General features: G+C 67.6%; 17 protein-coding genes and 1 pseudogene. 10 read left to right on the top strand and 8 right to left on the bottom strand.

Features of this window, described 5'->3' with window-relative positions; translation table 11 throughout:
* Window positions 1-5 precede the first annotated feature (5 nt).
* The gene (locus tag DEU38_RS06325; protein ID WP_114719258.1) at window positions 6-281 is read left to right on the top strand and encodes an Lrp/AsnC family transcriptional regulator; all 276 of its coding nucleotides are present in this window, start codon (window positions 6-8) and stop codon (window positions 279-281) included.
* A 51-nt stretch (window positions 282-332) separates the two neighbouring features.
* On the opposite strand, the gene trpD is transcribed toward DEU38_RS06325, so the two are convergent.
* Complete coding sequence (gene trpD, locus DEU38_RS06320; RefSeq protein ID WP_114719257.1) at window positions 333-1424, bottom strand: anthranilate phosphoribosyltransferase; 1092 nt, start codon at window positions 1422-1424, stop codon at window positions 333-335.
* Window positions 1425-1500: 76 nt separating this feature from the next.
* The gene (locus DEU38_RS06315; protein WP_114719256.1) at window positions 1501-1944 is read right to left on the bottom strand and encodes a hypothetical protein; all 444 of its coding nucleotides are present in this window, start codon (window positions 1942-1944) and stop codon (window positions 1501-1503) included.
* Window positions 1945-2070: 126 nt separating this feature from the next.
* Here DEU38_RS06315 and DEU38_RS06310 point away from each other — a divergent pair, with 126 nt between their 5' ends.
* The 5 genes and pseudogenes from DEU38_RS06310 to DEU38_RS06290 all read left to right on the top strand — a co-directional run bounded on the left by DEU38_RS06310 (window position 2071) and on the right by DEU38_RS06290 (window position 8041).
* Window positions 2071-2682: a heme-copper oxidase subunit III gene (locus DEU38_RS06310; RefSeq protein ID WP_114719255.1), complete on the top strand. Its 612-nt coding sequence runs from the start codon at window positions 2071-2073 to the stop codon at window positions 2680-2682.
* Window positions 2683-2745: 63 nt separating this feature from the next.
* Entirely contained in the window at window positions 2746-3618 is an 873-nt protein-coding gene (locus tag DEU38_RS06305; protein ID WP_174911060.1) for a c-type cytochrome, read from the top strand.
* Entirely contained in the window at window positions 3615-4751 is a 1137-nt protein-coding gene (locus DEU38_RS06300; RefSeq protein ID WP_114719421.1) for a ubiquinol-cytochrome c reductase iron-sulfur subunit, read from the top strand. The genes DEU38_RS06305 and DEU38_RS06300 overlap by 4 nt, the downstream gene beginning before the upstream one ends.
* Window positions 4748-6406 (top strand): cytochrome bc complex cytochrome b subunit, encoded by a 1659-nt coding sequence (locus DEU38_RS06295; RefSeq protein WP_114719253.1) that lies wholly within the window; start codon window positions 4748-4750, stop codon window positions 6404-6406. The genes DEU38_RS06300 and DEU38_RS06295 overlap by 4 nt, the downstream gene beginning before the upstream one ends.
* 183 nt (window positions 6407-6589) lie before the next feature.
* Window positions 6590-8041: pseudogene (locus DEU38_RS06290) on the top strand (carotenoid oxygenase family protein).
* Window positions 8042-8067: 26 nt separating this feature from the next.
* On the opposite strand, the gene DEU38_RS06285 reads toward DEU38_RS06290, so the two are convergent.
* From DEU38_RS06285 to DEU38_RS06275, 3 genes are all read right to left on the bottom strand, one after another.
* Entirely contained in the window at window positions 8068-8565 is a 498-nt protein-coding gene (locus DEU38_RS06285; protein ID WP_114719419.1) for a hypothetical protein, read from the bottom strand.
* Between the two features lie 154 nt (window positions 8566-8719).
* On the bottom strand, window positions 8720-9136 hold the full coding sequence (locus tag DEU38_RS06280; RefSeq protein WP_114719252.1) for a cytochrome c oxidase subunit 4: 417 nt from the start codon (window positions 9134-9136) through the stop codon (window positions 8720-8722).
* Between the two features lie 42 nt (window positions 9137-9178).
* Complete coding sequence (locus DEU38_RS06275) at window positions 9179-10243, bottom strand: cytochrome c oxidase subunit II (RefSeq protein WP_114719251.1); 1065 nt, start codon at window positions 10241-10243, stop codon at window positions 9179-9181.
* Between the two features lie 300 nt (window positions 10244-10543).
* Here DEU38_RS06275 and asnB point away from each other — a divergent pair, with 300 nt between their 5' ends.
* On the top strand, window positions 10544-12469 hold the full coding sequence (gene asnB / locus DEU38_RS06270; protein WP_114719250.1) for an asparagine synthase (glutamine-hydrolyzing): 1926 nt from the start codon (window positions 10544-10546) through the stop codon (window positions 12467-12469).
* A 68-nt stretch (window positions 12470-12537) separates the two neighbouring features.
* On the opposite strand, the gene DEU38_RS06265 is transcribed toward asnB, so the two are convergent.
* The 3 genes from DEU38_RS06265 to DEU38_RS06255 all read right to left on the bottom strand — a co-directional run bounded on the left by DEU38_RS06265 (window position 12538) and on the right by DEU38_RS06255 (window position 15120).
* On the bottom strand, window positions 12538-13512 hold the full coding sequence (locus DEU38_RS06265; protein WP_114719249.1) for a carbohydrate kinase family protein: 975 nt from the start codon (window positions 13510-13512) through the stop codon (window positions 12538-12540).
* Window positions 13513-13621: 109 nt separating this feature from the next.
* Window positions 13622-13972 carry an iron-sulfur cluster assembly accessory protein gene (locus tag DEU38_RS06260; protein WP_114719248.1) on the bottom strand — a complete coding sequence of 117 codons (351 nt, stop codon included), beginning with the start codon at window positions 13970-13972 and terminating at the stop codon, window positions 13622-13624.
* 59 nt (window positions 13973-14031) lie between these two features.
* The gene (locus DEU38_RS06255; protein WP_114719247.1) at window positions 14032-15120 is read right to left on the bottom strand and encodes a glycerate kinase; all 1089 of its coding nucleotides are present in this window, start codon (window positions 15118-15120) and stop codon (window positions 14032-14034) included.
* A 107-nt stretch (window positions 15121-15227) separates the two neighbouring features.
* On the opposite strand from DEU38_RS06255, the gene DEU38_RS06250 reads away from it, so the two are divergent.
* The 3 genes from DEU38_RS06250 (at window position 15228) to cobT (ending at window position 17669) form a co-directional block, all read left to right on the top strand.
* Complete coding sequence (locus DEU38_RS06250) at window positions 15228-15908, top strand: DUF3043 domain-containing protein (RefSeq protein ID WP_114719246.1); 681 nt, start codon at window positions 15228-15230, stop codon at window positions 15906-15908.
* Between the two features lie 65 nt (window positions 15909-15973).
* Window positions 15974-16546, top strand: coding sequence for a bifunctional adenosylcobinamide kinase/adenosylcobinamide-phosphate guanylyltransferase (cobU, locus tag DEU38_RS06245; RefSeq protein ID WP_114719245.1), 573 nt, complete (start codon window positions 15974-15976; stop codon window positions 16544-16546).
* 25 nt (window positions 16547-16571) lie between these two features.
* The gene (gene cobT / locus DEU38_RS06240; protein WP_114719244.1) at window positions 16572-17669 is read left to right on the top strand and encodes a nicotinate-nucleotide--dimethylbenzimidazole phosphoribosyltransferase; all 1098 of its coding nucleotides are present in this window, start codon (window positions 16572-16574) and stop codon (window positions 17667-17669) included.
* The last annotated feature ends 1 nt before the right edge of the window (window position 17670 follow it).

Here is a 17670-nt window from a genome sequence, read left to right as displayed (position 1 = left end):
GCACCATGATCAACGCCATCGTCATGATCCACGCCGAGGCCGACCGGATCCCCGAGACCGCGCAGGCGGTGGCCGATCTCGCCGGAGTGTCCGAGGTCTATTCGTGCGCGGGCGACATCGACCTGATCGCGATCGTCAAGGTCCGCGACCACGCACAGATCGCCGAGGTCGTGACCGAGCGGATCAACAAGGTGCCCGGCGTGCTCAAGACCGCGACGCACATCGCTTTCCAGTCGTACTCGAGCGCCGACGTCGAGGCGGCCTTCTCGCTCGGCGAGTAGACCGCTGGGTCCCGGGGCGTGGGAGCCCCGGGACCATCGAACGTGTCCGCCTCAGCGTTTGGCGGCCAACCCCACGGTCAAGGCGGCCCAACGCTCCAGCAGGGCCGCTGCCGCACCGGAATCGATCGCCCGAGCGGCCTTCTCCATGCCCGCCGCCAGCGACTCCTCGAGGCTGCCGGACAGCCCGTCGTACGCGGCGATCGCGCCCGCCGCGTTCAGCAGCACCGCGTCCCGCACGGCGCCCTCGTCGCCGGCGAAGATTCCCCGCGCCACCCGCGCATTGTCGACCGCATCGCCACCGCGCAGCGCGTCGAGCGGAACGCGGGCGATCCCGAGGTCCGTCGGATCCAGCTTCTGGGTCCGCACGGTACCGCCGGACACGACGTACACCTCCGACGTCGTCGAGGTGGTGATCTCGTCGAGTCCGTCGTCACCGCGCACGACCAGCGCCGAGTTCCCGCGTTCCGCGAGCACCCCGGCGACGACCGGGATGAGGTCCTGGAACGCGCACCCGATCAGACCGGCCCGCGGACGCGCCGGGTTGGTGAGCGGTCCGAGCACGTTGAAGACGGTGGGAATTCCGATCTCCTTGCGCGGGGCCCCCGCGAATCGCAGCGCCGGGTGGAACACCGGGGCGAAGCAGAAGCCGATCCCGACTTCCTCCACACACCGCGCGACGTCCTGGGCACCGAGATTGATGTGCACGCCCAGCGCCTCGAGAACGTCGGCGCCGCCGCTCTTCGACGACGCGGCCCGGTTGCCGTGCTTGACCACCCGCACGCCGGCGGCGGCGACGACGACCGCCGCCATCGTCGAGATATTGACCGTGTGCGACCGGTCGCCGCCCGTGCCGACGACATCGACGACGTCCGGCGACACCGGCACCGTCTTCGCGTGGCCCAGCATCGCGTCGGCGAGTCCGCGCAGCTCCGCGGGGGTCGCCCCCTTCATCTTCAGCGCGACGCCGAAGGCCGCGATCTGCGCCGAGGTCGCGGCGTCGGACATGATCTCGTCCATCGCCCACGCGGTGTCGTCGGCGGTGAGGTCACGACCGTCGGTGAGGGCTCCCAGGACCGCGGGCCAGCTCCGGTCAGTCGCGCCTGCCACTCGTTCCGTGCCTTGCGCTACTGCCTGCCGCACCATCACGACCCTTTCTGCCGGGCGCCCACCAACTGCCGGGTGGGCATGTCGCCCCGCAGCTTAGTGCGCGTGCCGCGGGTCACGACGCGGACGGCGGTTGCAGGCCCTCCCAACCGAGCGCCGTGCCACCCCAGCGCTGCGCCAGGCCCGCCATCCGGGATCGCTCCTGCGAACAATGCAGGGCATCGAGGATCTGGACCCGTTCGAGGACCACGGACACCGTTCCGTCGTCGGCCGACTCCGGATCGCCCGCCAGTTCGTAGCCGTCCTGGGCCGCCACGGCGACCGCGTCCCGGACCTCGGCGACGGGGAGCCGCAGGTGATGCCGGAGCACCGCCTCGGCCTCGGGGATCCAGGCGGGATCGCCGCCGGCGCCGCGTTCGAGAACCGTCGACGACGCCTCCGCGTCGTCGAATCCCGACACGACCACGACGAGATCCGGACGAGTTCGATCGAGAGGGGCCGGCTCGCTCCGAGACAGAAGACCGTTGATCCAACGTGCGACGCCGCGCCTGAGTTCCATGCGCTTACCTTGCCATGTTCGCCGGGACCCGCTGACGCGACCGGATAACATGCTCTGACGTGGGCCGACGCGCCGACATAGGACCCGGCTACCCGTCTGTTACGACAAGGCGTCATACTTCTCAGCGTGACGAGCGCAGTAGGGACTTCAGGATCGGCAATCACCCAGCGCGTGCACTCGCTGAACCGGCCAAACATGGTCAGCGTCGGCACCATCGTGTGGTTGTCAAGCGAGCTCATGTTTTTCGCAGGGCTCTTCGCTATGTACTTCGTTGCGCGGGCGCAGGCGGGCGACAACTGGCCGCCGGAACCCGTGCATCTCAACCTGGCACTGGCAGTGCCGGTCACCCTCGTACTGATCGCCTCCTCCTTCACCTGCCAGATGGGCGTTTTCGCCGCGGAGAAGGGTGATGTCTTCGGACTTCGGCGGTGGTACCTGGTGACTCTCGCTATGGGCACGTTCTTCGTGCTCGGCCAGGGCTTCGAGTACATCACGCTCGTCAAGGAAGGGGTGACGATTTCGAGCAGCGTGTACGGCTCGGTGTTCTTCATGACCACCGGCTTCCACGGTCTGCACGTCATCGGCGGCCTCATCGCCTTCGTCTTCTTGATCGTCCGCACCAAGGTCAGCAAGTTCACGCCTGCACAGGCAACTGCGGCGATCGTCGTCTCGTATTACTGGCACTTCGTCGACATTGTGTGGATCGGCCTGTTCGCCACGATTTATTTCATCCGTTAGCCAGCTGGACGCCCAGGCAGCCCCCTGACGCTTCAGTCGTCCCGACATACCAAAGGGATACAGATGAGTTCATCCCCCCCTCCCGCAATCGAGGGTGACATGCCCCACCGTCCCGCAGCAGCCTCTGCGGCCAAGACGCGACGTCAGCGCAAGATGCGCCGTCGCGTCACCGGCGCGCTGATCCTCATGCTGGGCCTGGTCAGCGCTGGTTTCCTCGCTTCCGCCTTGACGCCTGCACCGCAGGTCGCCACCGCGAGCGACGACTCCGCCGCCCTGATCCGCGAAGGCAAGCAGCTCTACGACACCTCCTGCATCACGTGCCACGGCGCGAACCTGCAGGGTGTGCAGGACCGCGGCCCCAGCCTGATCGGTGTCGGTGAGGCAGCCGTGTACTTCCAGGTGTCGTCCGGTCGTATGCCCGCCGCACGCAACGAGGCCCAGGCTTCCCGCAAGCCGGCCAAGTTCGACGCGCGCCAGACCGACGCCATCGGCGCCTACGTCCAGTCGCAGGGTGGCGGCCCCACCCTCGTCCGCGACGAGAACGGCGAGATCGCACAGTCGTCGCTGCGTGGCGGCGATGTCGCGCGCGGTAGCGAGCTGTTCCGCCTCAACTGCGCGTCGTGCCACAACTTCACCGGGCGCGGCGGTGCGCTGTCCTCCGGTAAGTACGCCCCCGTTCTGGATCCGGCCAGCGAGCAGCAGATCTATGCCGCCATGGTCACGGGCCCCCAGAACATGCCCAAGTTCTCCGACCGCCAGCTGACGCTGGAGGAGAAGAAGGACATCATCGCCTACGTCAAGCAGTCGAGCGAGAACAAGAACCCGGGTGGTTACGGTCTCGGCGGCATCGGACCGGGGTCCGAGGGCCTCGCTATGTGGGTCATCGGCATCGTCGCTGTCGTCGGTGCAGCACTGTGGATCGGAGCAAGGTCATGAGCGACGCCGGCAGCGGCGATACGCCGAAGAAGTACACGGACGACGAACTCGACCGGATGAGCCGGGACGAACTCGTCGAACTCGGTACCAATCTCGACGGCGTCGATGTCGCGTTCCGTAGGGATCGCTGGGCGGTCGAGGGCACCAAGGCCGAGAAGCGCGCCGAGCGCTCGGTGGCCTTCTGGTTCATCCTGGCGGGCCTGTCCGCTATCGCCTTCATCGGCATCTTCCTGTTCTGGCCCTGGGAGTACGCGGGCCCGGGCGAGGACACCTACTGGGCGTACAACCTCTACACGCCGCTGATCGGCTTCACCATGGGTCTCGCGATCCTCGGTGTCGGCGTCGGCGCGGTGAAGTTCACCAAGAAGTTCGTCCCCGAAGAGGTCTCGATCCAGGACCGCCACGACGGCGGTTCGGCCGAGGTCGACAAGAAGACCCTCGTCGCTCAGCTGAGCGACACCCTCGACACGTCGACGATCGGCCGCCGCAAGGTCATCAAGCGCAGCCTGATCTTCGGTGGTGGCGCGCTCGGCATCATGTCGGTGATGCCCCTCGGTGGCCTGATCAAGAACCCGTGGGCCAAGGGCGACAACTCCCCGCTGTGGGTGTCCGGATGGACCCCGCGCTACAAGGGCGAGACCATCTACCTGCGTCGCGACACCGGTCGTCCGCACGACATCGTGCTGGTGCGCCCCGAGGATCTCGACGCCGGCTCCATGGAGACGGTGTTCCCGTTCCGTGAGTCCGAGCGTGGCAACGACGAGGAGCTGTTCAAGGCTCTGCGCGGCATCCGCAATGCGGTCATGCTCATCCGTCTGCGCACCGAGGACACCCAGAAGGTCGTCAAGCGCAAGGACCAGGAGAGCTTCAATTACGGCGATTACTTCGCGTACTCGAAGATCTGCACCCACCTCGGCTGCCCCACCTCGCTGTACGAGCAGCAGACCAACCGAATCCTGTGCCCCTGCCATCAGTCGCAGTTCGACGCGCTGCAGTACGGCAAGCCGATCTTCGGTCCCGCCGCTCGTGCTCTTCCGCAGCTGCCTATTACAGTGAACGAAGAGGGCTACCTCGTCGCCAACGGTGACTTCATCGAAGCCCTCGGCCCGGCATTTTGGGAGCGTCGACCGTGACCACTACAACCCCATCCAGAGTTGCCGCCCAAGCAGAGGCAGTCGACTCCCGGTACCACATCGCGGCCGGAATGAAGCGACAGATCAACAAGGTCTTCCCGACCCATTGGTCTTTCATGCTCGGCGAGATCGCGCTGTACAGCTTCATCATCCTGCTGATCTCCGGCGTCTACCTGACCCTGTTCTTCGATCCGTCGTTGGCCGAGGTCACCTACAACGGTGCATACGAGCCGCTCCGCGGCGTCGAGATGTCCCGCGCCTACGCGACCACGCTCGACATCTCGTTCGAGGTCCGCGGCGGTCTGTTCGTCCGTCAGATCCACCACTGGGCCGCACTGATGTTCGCGGCGTCGATCATCGTGCACCTGCTGCGCATCTTCTTCACCGGCGCGTTCCGTCGCCCGCGTGAGGCGAACTGGGTCATCGGCTCGCTGCTGCTGATCCTGGCGATGTTCGAGGGCTTCTTCGGCTACTCGCTGCCCGACGACCTGCTGTCCGGCACGGGCCTGCGCGCCGCGCTGTCCGGCATCACGCTCAGCGTCCCGGTCGCCGGCACCTGGCTGCACTGGCTGATCTTCGGTGGCGACTTCCCCGGCACCCTGATCATCCCGCGCCTGTACGTCGCACACGTGCTGCTGCTGCCCGGCATCATCCTCGCCCTCATCGCCGCGCACCTCGCGCTGGTGTGGTACCAGAAGCACACGCAGTTCCCCGGCCCCGGCCGCACCGAGCAGAACGTCGTCGGCGTTCGCATCCTCCCGGTGTTCGCTCTCAAGGGCGGCGCGTTCTTCGCGTTCACGTTCGGCATCCTCGCGCTGATGGGTGGTCTGCTGCAGATCAACCCGATCTGGAACATCGGCCCGTACAACCCGTCGCAGGTGTCGGCTGGTTCGCAGCCCGACTTCTACATGATGTGGACCGACGGCATGGCTCGTCTGTGGCCTGCGTGGGAGATCTACCTGTTCGATCGCTACACGATTCCCGCGGTGTTCGCTGTCGCGCTGATCATGGGCATCGTGTTCGCACTGCTGATCGCCTACCCGTGGATCGAGAAGAAGTTCACGAAGGACGACGCTCACCACAACCTGCTGCAGCGTCCGCGCGACGTTCCGGTCCGTACCGGTATCGGTGCGATGGCCATCGCGTTCTACCTGGTGCTGACGATCTCGTGCATCAACGACATCATCGCCTACCACCTGGACATCTCGCTCAACGCGATGACCTGGATCGGTCGTATCGGCATGGTGGTCCTGCCTCCGATCGCCTACTACGTCACCTACCGGTTCTGCCTGGGTCTGCAGCGCAGCGACCGCGCGGTGCTCGAGCACGGCATCGAGACGGGCATCATCAAGCGCCTGCCGCATGGTGAGTACGTCGAGATCCACCAGCCGCTCGGCCCGGTCGACGATCACGGCCACCCGATCCCGCTGGAGTACCAGGGTGCCGCGATCCCGAAGAAGATGAACAAGCTCGGATCGGCCGGCAAGCCCGGTTCCGGTAGCTGGGTCTCCCCGGACCCGGTCGAGCAGAGCCAGGCTCTCGAGGCCGCCGAGCATGCCGGCGAGCACGAGCAGCTGAAGGTGCTCACGGAGTACCAGGACCGCGCCCGTGGAATCGGGTCCGGAAACGGCTCCGGCGACGGCGAAGCGCACTAGTTCGCCGAGACTGACGAGGAAGGCCCCGAACCGATATCGGTTCGGGGCCTTCCTCGTTGGCGTCCGGACACTCGGTCGGGTCGGCCGCCTGGCTGGACTGCCAGGTCGAGGAAGCCGGAAAGTGCCCGAAGCTGCCCGGCGGACCTCTACTGTCCTGGACAACGACGAGGTTCCGGGGGTCCGATGGTGGCGAGTTATGTCTACGAACGGTATGCCCCGGTGCGTGCCGAGGTCACCGAGTTCGACCTGCCAGTGCAGGGCGCGATTCCGGAATGGCTCGACGGCCGCTATCTGCGCAACGGCCCCAACCCGATCGCGGACGTGCGTCCGGACGAATACAACTGGTTCACCGGCGACGGCATGGTGCACGGAATCCGGATGAGCGGTGGACGCGCGCTGTGGTACCGCAACAGGTGGGTCGACTCGGAGGTCACGTCGAAGGCGCTGCACCGATCCGCTCCCCCGGAGCACGGCCGCTCACCGCTGCACGGACCGTCCGCGAACACCAACGTCATCGGCTTCGCGGGCCGCACGCTCGCGCTGGTCGAAGCCGGCGTCGCATGCGCCGAACTCTCCTACGATCTGGACACGGTCGACGTGTGCGATTTCGACGGCACGGTGCGTGGCGGCTACACCGCGCATCCGATCGAGGAACCGGAAACCGGCGAGCTCCACGCAGTCTCGTACCATTTCGGCCGAGGCGACACCGTTCTCTACACCGTCGTCGGACTGGACGGCCGACTTCGCAGGAAGGTCCCGATCCGGGTCGGCGGCAGCCCAATGATGCACGCATTCTCGCTGACCCGCGACTACGTGGTGATCTACGATCTGCCGGTCACGTTCGACGTCCGCAGCGCCGTCACCGCGAACGTCGCGCGACCGCTCCGTCCCTTCGCTGCGCTCGCGCTCAGTGCCACGATCGGACGCGTCCGCGTGCCGCGTCCCGTCCTGAACCGTCTGCCTCCGACCCGCGCCGGGAGCTTTCCGTACCGCTGGGACCGCCGCTATCCGCCCCGCGTCGGGCTGGTCCCCCGCCACGGTGATCCGACACCGCTGTGACTGGAGGTCGAGCCGTGCTACGTCTTTCATCCGGTCAACGCCACCAGTGACGACGGGAAGGTGGTCGTGGATCTCGTCGTGCACGAGCGGGTGTTCGACGCCGACCGCACCGGACCGTCCGAGGGGCGTCCGCGACTGGAGCGCTGGCATCTCGAGCCGCGGGTCAGCAACCGGGTCCGCCGGACCCGGCTCGGCGACGAGCACGTGGAGTTTCCGCGGTTCGACGAGCGCTTCACCACCTCGCTCCATCACGATTGCTGGCTCGTCGTCGGCTCCGACGACCTGTCCGGCGAACACCGGCTCATCAGGTCGGATCGTGCCCATGGTGTCCAGGCCATGCGCGACTTCGGTCCGCGATCCGCGGTGGGAGAGTTCGTGTTCCACCCGGAGGCTCCGGACGCCCCGGAGGGCCACGGCGTGGTCATGGGACTGGTATCGGATCTCGGGTCGAAGTCGACGGAGCTGCGGATCCTGGACGCGCGGACGCTCGAGGATCAGGCGTCGATCGCGCTGCCGCAACGGGTACCCGCCGGCTTCCACGGGAACTGGATACCGGACACCGCATCGGCCCTCTGATGGCCGCGCCACGCCACAGGTGGGAGTCAGGCTCGGTCGACAGCGGTGCACAGCTCCCCGATCGCGCAGATCACTCGGTCGCTGTGCGGGTCCATCCAGACGGGAGCGCCGTCGCAGAGACGGGGCACCAGCAGGTGGCGACCACGCGAGGGCCACTGCACGAACTCGTAGCCGGCCAACTCCGTCTGGGTTGTGTCCGCAACCCACACCGCAGCTTCGGCGAACGGGGCTTCGACCGACAGTCCGTTGCACACGCTGAATCCGCTCACGCCGCCGGTTCCGCTCCACCCGATCGTGACGGCGTACTCGGCGCCGATGGACAGTTCCCACATCAGTCCGTCGGGCTGAACGTCACGCCCATGACGCAGGCAACGCAGGTCCCGAGTGACCGCGACGACTGCATCCACCCACGAACCGGGCAGGTCGAACCTCTCACCCGGACTGTCGAAGTAGTCGGGTACGTCGTCGATGATCGCGAAGCGCCACAGGAGACGGTCATCGCGTTCGGCCTCGGAGATCCGCATGACGAGCATCCTCCCGGATGCGGTCCGACTCTGTCCGGCCCGACCGCTTTCCGCTGTCGCGGACAGTGCAGCCGGGCGACCTGCTCGCGGAAATGGCTGAAGGCGCCGAACCCCTTTCGGGTTCGGCGCCTTCAGCGTCGTTCTGAGGTGAGAGCTAGTGCTTCTCCGGTCCGAGGTGGTACTCGAAGACCAGGCCGGCCGAAGCGGTGATCACGAGGACCACGGCGACGACGATCATCCAGGCCTGGAAGAACGCCAGCGAGATCGCGGCGATCGCAGCGGCACCGGCCAGCAGGATGGGCCAGAAGCTACCGGGGCTGAAGAAGCCCAGATCGCCGGAGCCGTCGGAGATCTCCGCCTCCTCGTAGTCCTCGGGGCGGGTGTCCAGACGACGGGCCACGAACCGGAAGTATGTGCCGACGATCAGGCTCAGTCCGGCCGAGAGAACGATTGCGGTGAGGCCGGCCCACTCGATTCCGGTCCGCGACATCGCGGTGAAGACACCGTAGACGATCGCGACGAGAATGAAGAACACCGTCAGGATCTCGAAGAGCTTGGCTTCGATCTTCATATCAGTTCTTGTCCTTGGTCAGAGATTCTCGGGATTCGCGGGTCAGTTGCCGCTGGTCGATGCTTCGCGCACCGTGCGGTCGGTGTTGAACGGCGAGGTGGAGGTCGCGGTGGGCGACTCGCCGATCGATGCCAGCGCCTCGGCAGTGGTCAGGCCCTTGCCGCCTTCCTCGACGGACTTGCGAGCCTCGATGTACTGCTCGAACTTCTCCGGCGTCACAGCGCGGACCTCGAAGTTCATCATCGCGTGGAAGGTGCCGCACATCTCGGCGCAGCGGCCCACGAACGCGCCTTCCTTCTCGATCTCGCTGATCTGGAAGACGTTGTCCGAGTGGTTCTCCTTCGGGTTCGGGTTCACGTCACGCTTGAACAGGAACTCCGGAACCCAGAACGAGTGGATGACATCCGACGATGCGAGCACGAACTCGATGCGCTTGCCGGTCGGCAGCACGAGGATCGGAACCTCGTTGCTGGTGCCGACGGTCTCGATCTTGTCGTAGTTCAGGTAGGACAGATCCTGGGTGTTCTTACCGTGGATCGGGCCGGTCTTCTCCCGACCGTGCTCGTCGAGGCCCTCGGGCTTCGACGCAGCCAGCGCAGCAGCGGTGGCGGCCTCGTCGGTGCCCTCGTACTTCGCCGTGCCGTCACCGAGATCGATCGTGCGGTAGCCGAACTTCCAGTTCCACTGGTACGCCGTCACATCGACGACGACGTTCGGATTGTCCTTCTTCTCCGTGACGTAGTTCTGCACGACCACGGTGAAGTAGAAGAGCACAGCGATGATCACGAACGGAACTGCCGTGTAGAACAGCTCCAGCGGCACGTTGTATGCCGTCTGCCGGGGGAACTCGGGCGAGTCCTTCTTCTTACGGTGGAAGATAACCACCCAGAAGGTGAGACCCCACACGATGACACCCATGACGAGGGCGGCGATAACCGACCACGTCCAGAGTTCGCGCATACGTTCGGCCTGCGGGGTAACTCCCGATGGCCACCCGAAGCGAAGCACCGAATTGTCGATTGAACAACCCGACAGCAGCATGGCAGCTATGCCCAAAGATGCTGCCAGCCCGGCTCGCCGAAGGATCCGACCTTGCGCCACGTTCACGCCTTCCTGATCGCCGCAATTCCACTAGGGCACACCCGAAGGGAAGGCCCAATTACTACGCAGCGTAGACCAAAGGCGTCGATCCTCCACTGTCGGGTCGGCACCCGTGTTGCAGTCAGGACCAATGACCCTCCACCGTACGCGCGCGACCTGGGATTCAGCTGAGTCCCGAGAACCCGAGGACGGTGCGGGCACGATCCGGGAACGGAAACTGCGGCATACTTCCCTGAGGAATTCGGACCATCTCCGGAAGGCCGACTCCCTACCGACAATCGACTCTGAATCGAGGTACTGGACGCCGTGTGCGGACTGCTCGGACTACTCACCACCGACGGCACCAGCGACGACGCCGTCGCGCGCGTCGATGCGGCCATGCACTGTCTGCGTCATCGCGGGCCCGACGAACACGGCACCTGGCACGACGACGATCTGATCTTCGGCTTCAACCGGCTGTCGATCATCGACATCGAGCACTCGCACCAGCCGCTGCGCTGGGGTCCCCCGGAGAACCCAGAGCGTTATGCCCTGACCTTCAACGGTGAGATCTACAACTACCTGGAGATCCGCGCCGAGCTCGCGAAGGATCACGACGCCCGGTTCCGCACCGAGGGCGACAGCGAGGCCATCGTCGCCGCGTTCCACTACTGGGGCGCGGACGCGGTCCGCCGTCTGCGTGGCATGTTCGCGTTCGCGGTGTGGGACACCGAGGCCCGTGAACTGTTCGTGGCACGCGACCCGTTCGGCATCAAGCCGCTGTTCATCGCCACCGGAACGGGCGGCACCGCGTTCGGCAGTGAGAAGAAGAGCCTGCTCGAACTGGCGGACGTCATCGGCATCGACACCGACCTGGATCCGCGTGCGATCGAGCACTACACGGTCCTGCAGTACGTGCCGGAACCGGAGACGCTGCACGCGCAGATCCGCCGGCTCGAGTCCGGCTGCTACGCGCGCCTGACGCCGGGCAAGGCTCCCGAGGTGACCCGCTACTTCACACCGAAGTTCCCGGCCGTGCCGTTCGCCTCCGGCAGCGAACAGGCCCGCTACCGCGAGATCGCGGAGGCCCTCGAGGACTCGGTCGCCAAGCACATGCGCGCCGACGTCACCGTGGGATCGTTCCTCTCGGGCGGCATCGACTCCACCGCCATCGCGGCGCTCGCCATGCGGCACAACCCGAACCTGATCACCTTCACCACCGGGTTCGAGCGTGAGGGCTACTCCGAGGTCGACGTCGCCGCGGAGTCCGCGGCGGCGATCGGCGCCCGGCACGTCGTCAAGGTGGTCTCCCCCGCCGAGTTCGTGGCCGCGATCCCCGAGATCATCTGGTACCTGGACGATCCGGTCGCCGACCCGGCACTGGTGCCGCTGTGGTTCGTCGCGAAGGAAGCCCGCAAGCACGTCAAGGTGGTCCTCTCGGGCGAGGGCGCGGACGAGCTGTTCGGCGGCTACACGATCTACCGCGAGCCGCTGTCGCTCAGGCCGTTCGAGTACCTGCCGGCTCGGCTGCGCCGGGCCGCCGGCCGGCTCTCGGATCGGATCCCCGAGGGCACCCGCGGCAAGAGCCTGCTGCACCGCGGCTCGATGACGCTCGAGGATCGCTACTACGGCAATGCGCGCAGCTTCAGCGACGCCCAGCTGCGGGCGGTGCTGCGCGACTTCCGCCCCGAGTGGACCCACCAGGACGTGACCGCGCCGATCTACGCGCAGTCCCGGGACTGGGATCCGGTGGCGCGCATGCAGCACCTGGACCTGTTCACGTGGATGCGCGGCGACATCCTGGTCAAGGCCGACAAGGTGACGATGGCGAACTCGCTCGAGCTGCGCGTGCCGTTCCTCGACCCCGAGGTGTTCGACGTCGCGTCGCGCGTGCCGCTGGATCAGAAGATCACGAAGACGACGACGAAGTACGCACTGCGGCAGGCACTCGAGGGCATCGTGCCGCCGCACGTGCTGCACCGCGCGAAGTTGGGCTTCCCGGTGCCGCTGCGGCACTGGCTCGCCGGCACGGAGCTGTTCGACTGGGCACACCTGCAGATCGCCGAGTCGCAGACCGACCACATCTTCGACAAGGCCGCCGTCACCCGCATGCTCAACGAGCACCGCGAGGGCGCGTCCGATCACAGCCGACGGCTGTGGACGGTCCTGTGCTTCATGGTGTGGCACGGCATCTTCGTCGAGAAGCGCATCGTGCCGCAGATCCAGGAACCGGCATACCCGGTCAACCTGTAGCGGCCCACCGCCGAAACGCCACCGCCCGGGTCCTCGTCGAGGACCCGGGCGGTGGCGTGTGAACGTGCTTACGGGAGCAGCGCGGAGATCTCGTCGGCCGCGTCCTTGCCGTACGCCTCGGTGAGACGCTTGATCGCGTCGTCGCGCTGGAACGTCCATTCCTGCGTGCCGACGGTCTCGAGGACGTGGACGGCGACCAGGGAACCCAACTGAGCCGAGCGTTCCAGGCTCAGGCCCGCGCTGTGGGCGAGCAGGAAGCCGGCGCGGAACGCGTCGCCGACACCGGTGGGGTCGACCTTGCCGCGCTCGGGCACGACGCCGACGCGGACCCAGTTGCCCTCGCCGTCGACGATCTCGACACCCTTCGCGCCGAGGGTGGTGACCCGCAGCCCGACCTGGGCGCGGATCTCTTCCTCCGACAGCCCGGTCTTCTGCTGCAGCAGACCCCACTCGTACTCGTTGGTGAACAGGTACTTGGCGCCGGCGATGAGCTTCTTCGCGTCGTCGCCGGACAGGCGAGCGAGCTGCTGCGACGGGTCCGCCGCGAACGGGATGCCGAGGAGGCGGCACTCGTCGGTGTGGCGGACCATGGCCTCGGGATCGTTGGCCCCGATCAGCACCAGGTCCAGGCCGCCGGCGGACTTCGAGAGGGCGGCGAGTTCGATGTCGCGGGCCTCGCTCATCGCGCCGGGATAGAACGACGCGATCTGCGCCATGTCCTCGTCGGTGGTGCACACGAAGCGGGCCGTGTACGCCGTCTCGGACACGCGCACGCCGCCGCAGTCGACGCCGTTGGACTCGAGCCACGCGCGGTACTCGGCGAAGTCGGCACCGGCCGCGCCGACCAGCAGCGGCGAGCCCCCGAGCACGCCCATCGCGTAGGCGATGTTGCCGCCGACGCCGCCCCGACGGATCACGAGATCGTCGACGAGGAAGCTCAGCGAGATGTGCGCGAGCTGATCGGCAAGCAGCTGCTCGGCGAAGCGGCCCGGGAACCGCATCAGATGGTCGGTGGCGATGGAACCGGTAACCGCAATAGTCACGCGCGGATCCCTTTCAGCTCGGATGGTCTGGTCGGAAACGCAGTCTGACGCGGAGCCCGCCGGTGAGGCAGACTCCGCGTCAGAGTGCGTTGATAAAGTTGTACGGGACTCAGTTGAAGGAGTCGCCGCAGGCGCAGGACCCCGTGGCATTGGGGTTGTCGATCGTGAAGCCCTGCTTCTCGATGGTGTCGACGAAGTCGATCGAGGCGCCCTCGACATACGGCGCGCTCATCCGGTCGACAGCAAGGTTGACGCCGCCGAAATCGACGATCAGGTCACCGTCGAGGTTCCGATCGTCGAAGAACAGCTGGTAGCGCAGTCCCGCACAGCCACCCGGCTGCACCGCGATGCGCAGCGCGAGGTCGTCGCGCCCCTCCTGATCGAGCAGTGCCTTCGCCTTGGCGGACGCAGCCTCGGTCATCTTGACGCCGTGGGTGGCGGTCTCGTTCTGCACAGTCATGGGCTCTCCCTGTCGCTCGTGCCAAACCCGTGATCGCTTCAACGGTACTCTGCGGACCTCTATTCCTCATGTATCGGCCCGATATGGGTGAACCCCGACGCACCCCGCCAACCGTCTGCAACGCACGACGTCAATGCCGCGAGCCGGGACGCGGCCTCGCTCATTGCGCGCTCGACGGATCCCGCGAACTCGGTGACCGAGAACGCCGCGACGATCCCGGCCGCCCGGGCGGTGTCCCGGTCCACGGCGACCTGGCCGGCGATCACGACGGTCGGCACACCCGCCCGGGTCGCGGCGGCGGCGAGCGCGGTGACGAGCTTGCCGCGCAGCGACTGGTGGTCGAACTTGCCCTCTCCGGTGAGCACCAGATCCGCGGACTCCAGCTGCCGCGCCTGTCCGGTGCATTGTGCGACGATCGCGGCGCCCGGTTCACGACGAGCACCGAGTGCGAGCAGCGCGGCGCCCAGGCCTCCGGCCGCACCCGCGCCCGGCAGGTCCGCGATCGGGCCGGCGCCGGCAGCGTCCAGCTCCGTCGCCCACTCCGAGTTGCGCTGCTCGAGCTCCTCGACGGCGGCGGGGTCGGCGCCCTTCTGCGGACCGAAGATCCGTGCGGCCCCGTGCTCGCCGAGCAGCGGGTTCTCGACGTCGGTGGCGGCGACCAGCTCGATCGCCGCGAGCCGTCGGCGCGCCGGGTCCAGACCACCCAGCGCGGCGATCATTCCGCGCCCACCGTCGGTGCAGCAGGACCCGCCGAGACCGACGACGATCCGTGCGGCGCCGGCGTCGATCGCGGCGTCGATCAGCTGCCCCACCCCACGGCTGTGCGCATCGAGAGCGCTGCGCGAGGTCGGTGGCCCGTCGAGCAACCCGAGCCCGACGGCCTGCGCCGATTCGACGTACGCGGTGTCGTCGGCGAGCACCCAGCGCGCGTCGGCCGGCCGGCCGAGCGGTCCCTCCACCCGAACGGACCTGATTCCCCCGACGGTGGCAGAAATCACGTCGACGAATCCCGGGCCGCCGTCGGACTGCGGTGCGAGCACGACGACATCGTCGGGTCGCGCGGTCTCCCACCCGGAGGCCATCGCCTCGGCCGCCTGTACAGCAGTGAGGGTTTCACCGAACGAGTCGGGGGCGATGAGCACACGCATCAGCGGAGTGTATGGCGCTGCCCCGACCTCGGCATTTCGGGGCGGGTCCTGGTGGTTCCACGGTGGTCGGTTTCGCCAGCACGGCAGTTATCCCATAGCCTGGATGCGTGAAGCTGCTACGCCGAGGCGACTCTGACAATTCCGACAAACGCGATGGTGCGGCCGCCGGAGAGATCACCGAGTCGACCGCGACGACCGCGGAGACGATCGAGACCGCCGGGGCCGCGACCCCCGGCAAGGGCCGTCCGACGCCCAAGCGCCGCGAGGCCGAGGCCAAACGTCGTGGCCCCGTCGCACCCGCTCCGCTCACCGCCAAGGAGGCCCGGGCCCGCCGCAAGGCCACCCGTGGTTCCAAGGAGGAGCGCAAGGCGGCCGCCGCGGAGCGCCGTGCCGACTCCGCCGATCGTCGTGCCCGCATGCTCGCCGGCGAGGACAAGTACCTGCTGCCGCGCGACAAGGGTCCGGTCCGCGCGTACGCCCGCGACATCGTCGACAGCCGGCGCAATCTGGTCGGCATGTTCATGCCGCTCGCACTGGTGCTGATCATGGCGATGTTCCTGAGCCCGGTCATCCAGAACTTCGTCACACTCGCGATGCTCGTGATGATGCTGTTCATGGCCGGCGAGGGCTACTTCCTCGGCCGCATGATCAACAACAAGGTGCGCGAGCGCTTCCCCGACAGCACCGACGGCGGGTTCAAGCTGGGCTGGTACGCGTTCGTGCGCGCCTCGCAGATCCGCAAGATGCGCGCCCCGAAGCCGCGGGTCGGCCCCGGCGACGCCGTCTGACCCACACACCGACTCGGGCCGGTCCTCGCACTGCGGGGACCGGCCCGAGTCGATTGGTAGCGTCTATGCCCGTGCCCTCCCCCGATTCGCCCCGCCCCCGCCGCACACTCGTCCTCGGCGGCGCCCGGTCGGGCAAGTCGGCACATGCAGAGGGCCTGCTCGACGACGTCGAGGCCGGCGCGCCGGTGCGGTACGTCGCGACCGCCCGCCGGTACCCGGACGACCACGACTGGGAGTCCCGGATCGACCAGCACCGCAGCCGCCGACCGGCGTCGTGGGCGACGGTCGAGACCGGCCGCGACGGCGACCTCATCGATGTCCTCACCGATCCGGACGCGCATCCCCCGACGCTCGTCGACGACCTGGGCACCTGGCTCACCGGTGAGCTCGACGACGCGAACGCGTGGGACGCCCCCCGCGGCACCGTCGAGCCGAACATCGACGCACTGGTCCGCGCGGTCGACGCGTATCCGGGCCGGTTGCTGCTCGTGAGTCCCGAGGTGGGCCTGGGCGTGATCCCCGAGACTCGCTCGGGAAGGCTGTTCCGCGACGAAATCGGCGCCCTCAATTCCCGGTTGGCCGCAGTGTGCGACGACGTGATCCTCGTCGTCGCGGGCATCGCCCTGACGCTCAAATGATCGGCGCTCAAATGAAAGGCCTAGCGTGACAAGCGAATCCGTGAGTCCATCCGCCCCCGACTTCGAACCTCCCGTCCCGCCGGACGCAGAGATCCGGGATCAGGCCCAGGCTCGCCAGTTGCTGCTGACCAAGCCGACCGGATCCCTCGGACGGCTCGAGGAACTGTCCGTGTGGGCGGCCGCCTGCCAGGGTGTCTGCCCACCGCACATCTTCGCCGATCCCCGCGTCGTCGTCTTCGCCGGCGACCACGGCATCGCCCGCGGCGGCGTATCGGCGTATCCGCCGGAGGTCACCGCGCAGATGGTCGCCAACTTCCGCGACGGCGGCGCCGCCGTCAACATCCTCGCCTCGATCGCCGGTGCCGCGGTGCGCGTGGTGGACCTGGCAGTGGACGCGGACACGGATCCGTCGGTGTCGGCCTACAAGATCCGCCGCTCGTCGGGATCGATCGACCGCGAGGACGCGTTGACGCACGAGGAGACGCTGCGCGCGATCGCCGCGGGCCGCGCCATCGCGGACGAGGAGGTGGATTCGGGTGCCGATCTGCTGATCGCGGGCGAGATGGGCATCGGGAACACCACGCCCGCGACGGTCCTCATCGCCGCCCTCACCGACACCGAACCGGTCGCTGCCGTCGGACGCGGCACCGGCATCGACGACGCGGGATGGATGCGCAAGACGGCCGCCGTGCGCGACGCCCTGCGTCGGGCCCGGCCCTACGTGCGGGACGCGGTGGGCCTGCTGCGCACCGTGTCGGGCGCCGACCTGGCCGCGATGGCCGGGTTCCTCGCACAGGCCGCGGTCCGCCGGACCCCGGTGATCGTCGACGGTCTGGTCGTGACGTCGTCGGCGCTGGTCGCGGAGGAACTCGCCCCCGGCGCCCGCGAGTGGTGGGTGGCCGGCCACCGGTCCACCGAACCCGCCCACACGATCGCGCTGCGACACCTGGGACTCGACCCGATCCTCGGCCTGAACATGCGTCTCGGTGAGGGTTCGGGTGCCGTCGCGGCGCTGCCGATCCTGCAGGGCGCGGTGGCGACACTCGCCCACATGGCAACTTTCGACCAGGCCGGCGTGAGCAACAACACCGAACCCGAATCCGAACCGACGGAATCGAACTGAT

Origin of the sequence: Rhodococcus sp. AG1013 (genome assembly GCF_003350365.1) — a bacterium.
GTDB lineage: Bacteria > Actinomycetota > Actinomycetes > Mycobacteriales > Mycobacteriaceae > Prescottella.
This window is presented reverse-complemented; position numbering and strand designations above follow the sequence as displayed.

Coding starts and splice junctions, on each gene's coding strand:
- DEU38_RS06325 (WP_114719258.1), top strand. CDS start 6: ATGATCAACGCCATCGTCATGATCCACGCCGAGGCCGACCGGATCCCC.
- trpD (WP_114719257.1), bottom strand. CDS start 1,424: ATGGTGCGGCAGGCAGTAGCGCAAGGCACGGAACGAGTGGCAGGCGCG.
- DEU38_RS06315 (WP_114719256.1), bottom strand. CDS start 1,944: ATGGAACTCAGGCGCGGCGTCGCACGTTGGATCAACGGTCTTCTGTCT.
- DEU38_RS06305 (WP_174911060.1), top strand. CDS start 2,746: ATGAGTTCATCCCCCCCTCCCGCAATCGAGGGTGACATGCCCCACCGT.
- DEU38_RS06300 (WP_114719421.1), top strand. CDS start 3,615: ATGAGCGACGCCGGCAGCGGCGATACGCCGAAGAAGTACACGGACGAC.
- DEU38_RS06285 (WP_114719419.1), bottom strand. CDS start 8,565: ATGCGGATCTCCGAGGCCGAACGCGATGACCGTCTCCTGTGGCGCTTC.
- DEU38_RS06280 (WP_114719252.1), bottom strand. CDS start 9,136: ATGAAGATCGAAGCCAAGCTCTTCGAGATCCTGACGGTGTTCTTCATT.
- DEU38_RS06260 (WP_114719248.1), bottom strand. CDS start 13,972: ATGACTGTGCAGAACGAGACCGCCACCCACGGCGTCAAGATGACCGAG.
- DEU38_RS06255 (WP_114719247.1), bottom strand. CDS start 15,120: ATGCGTGTGCTCATCGCCCCCGACTCGTTCGGTGAAACCCTCACTGCT.
- cobU (WP_114719245.1), top strand. CDS start 15,974: ATGCCCGTGCCCTCCCCCGATTCGCCCCGCCCCCGCCGCACACTCGTC.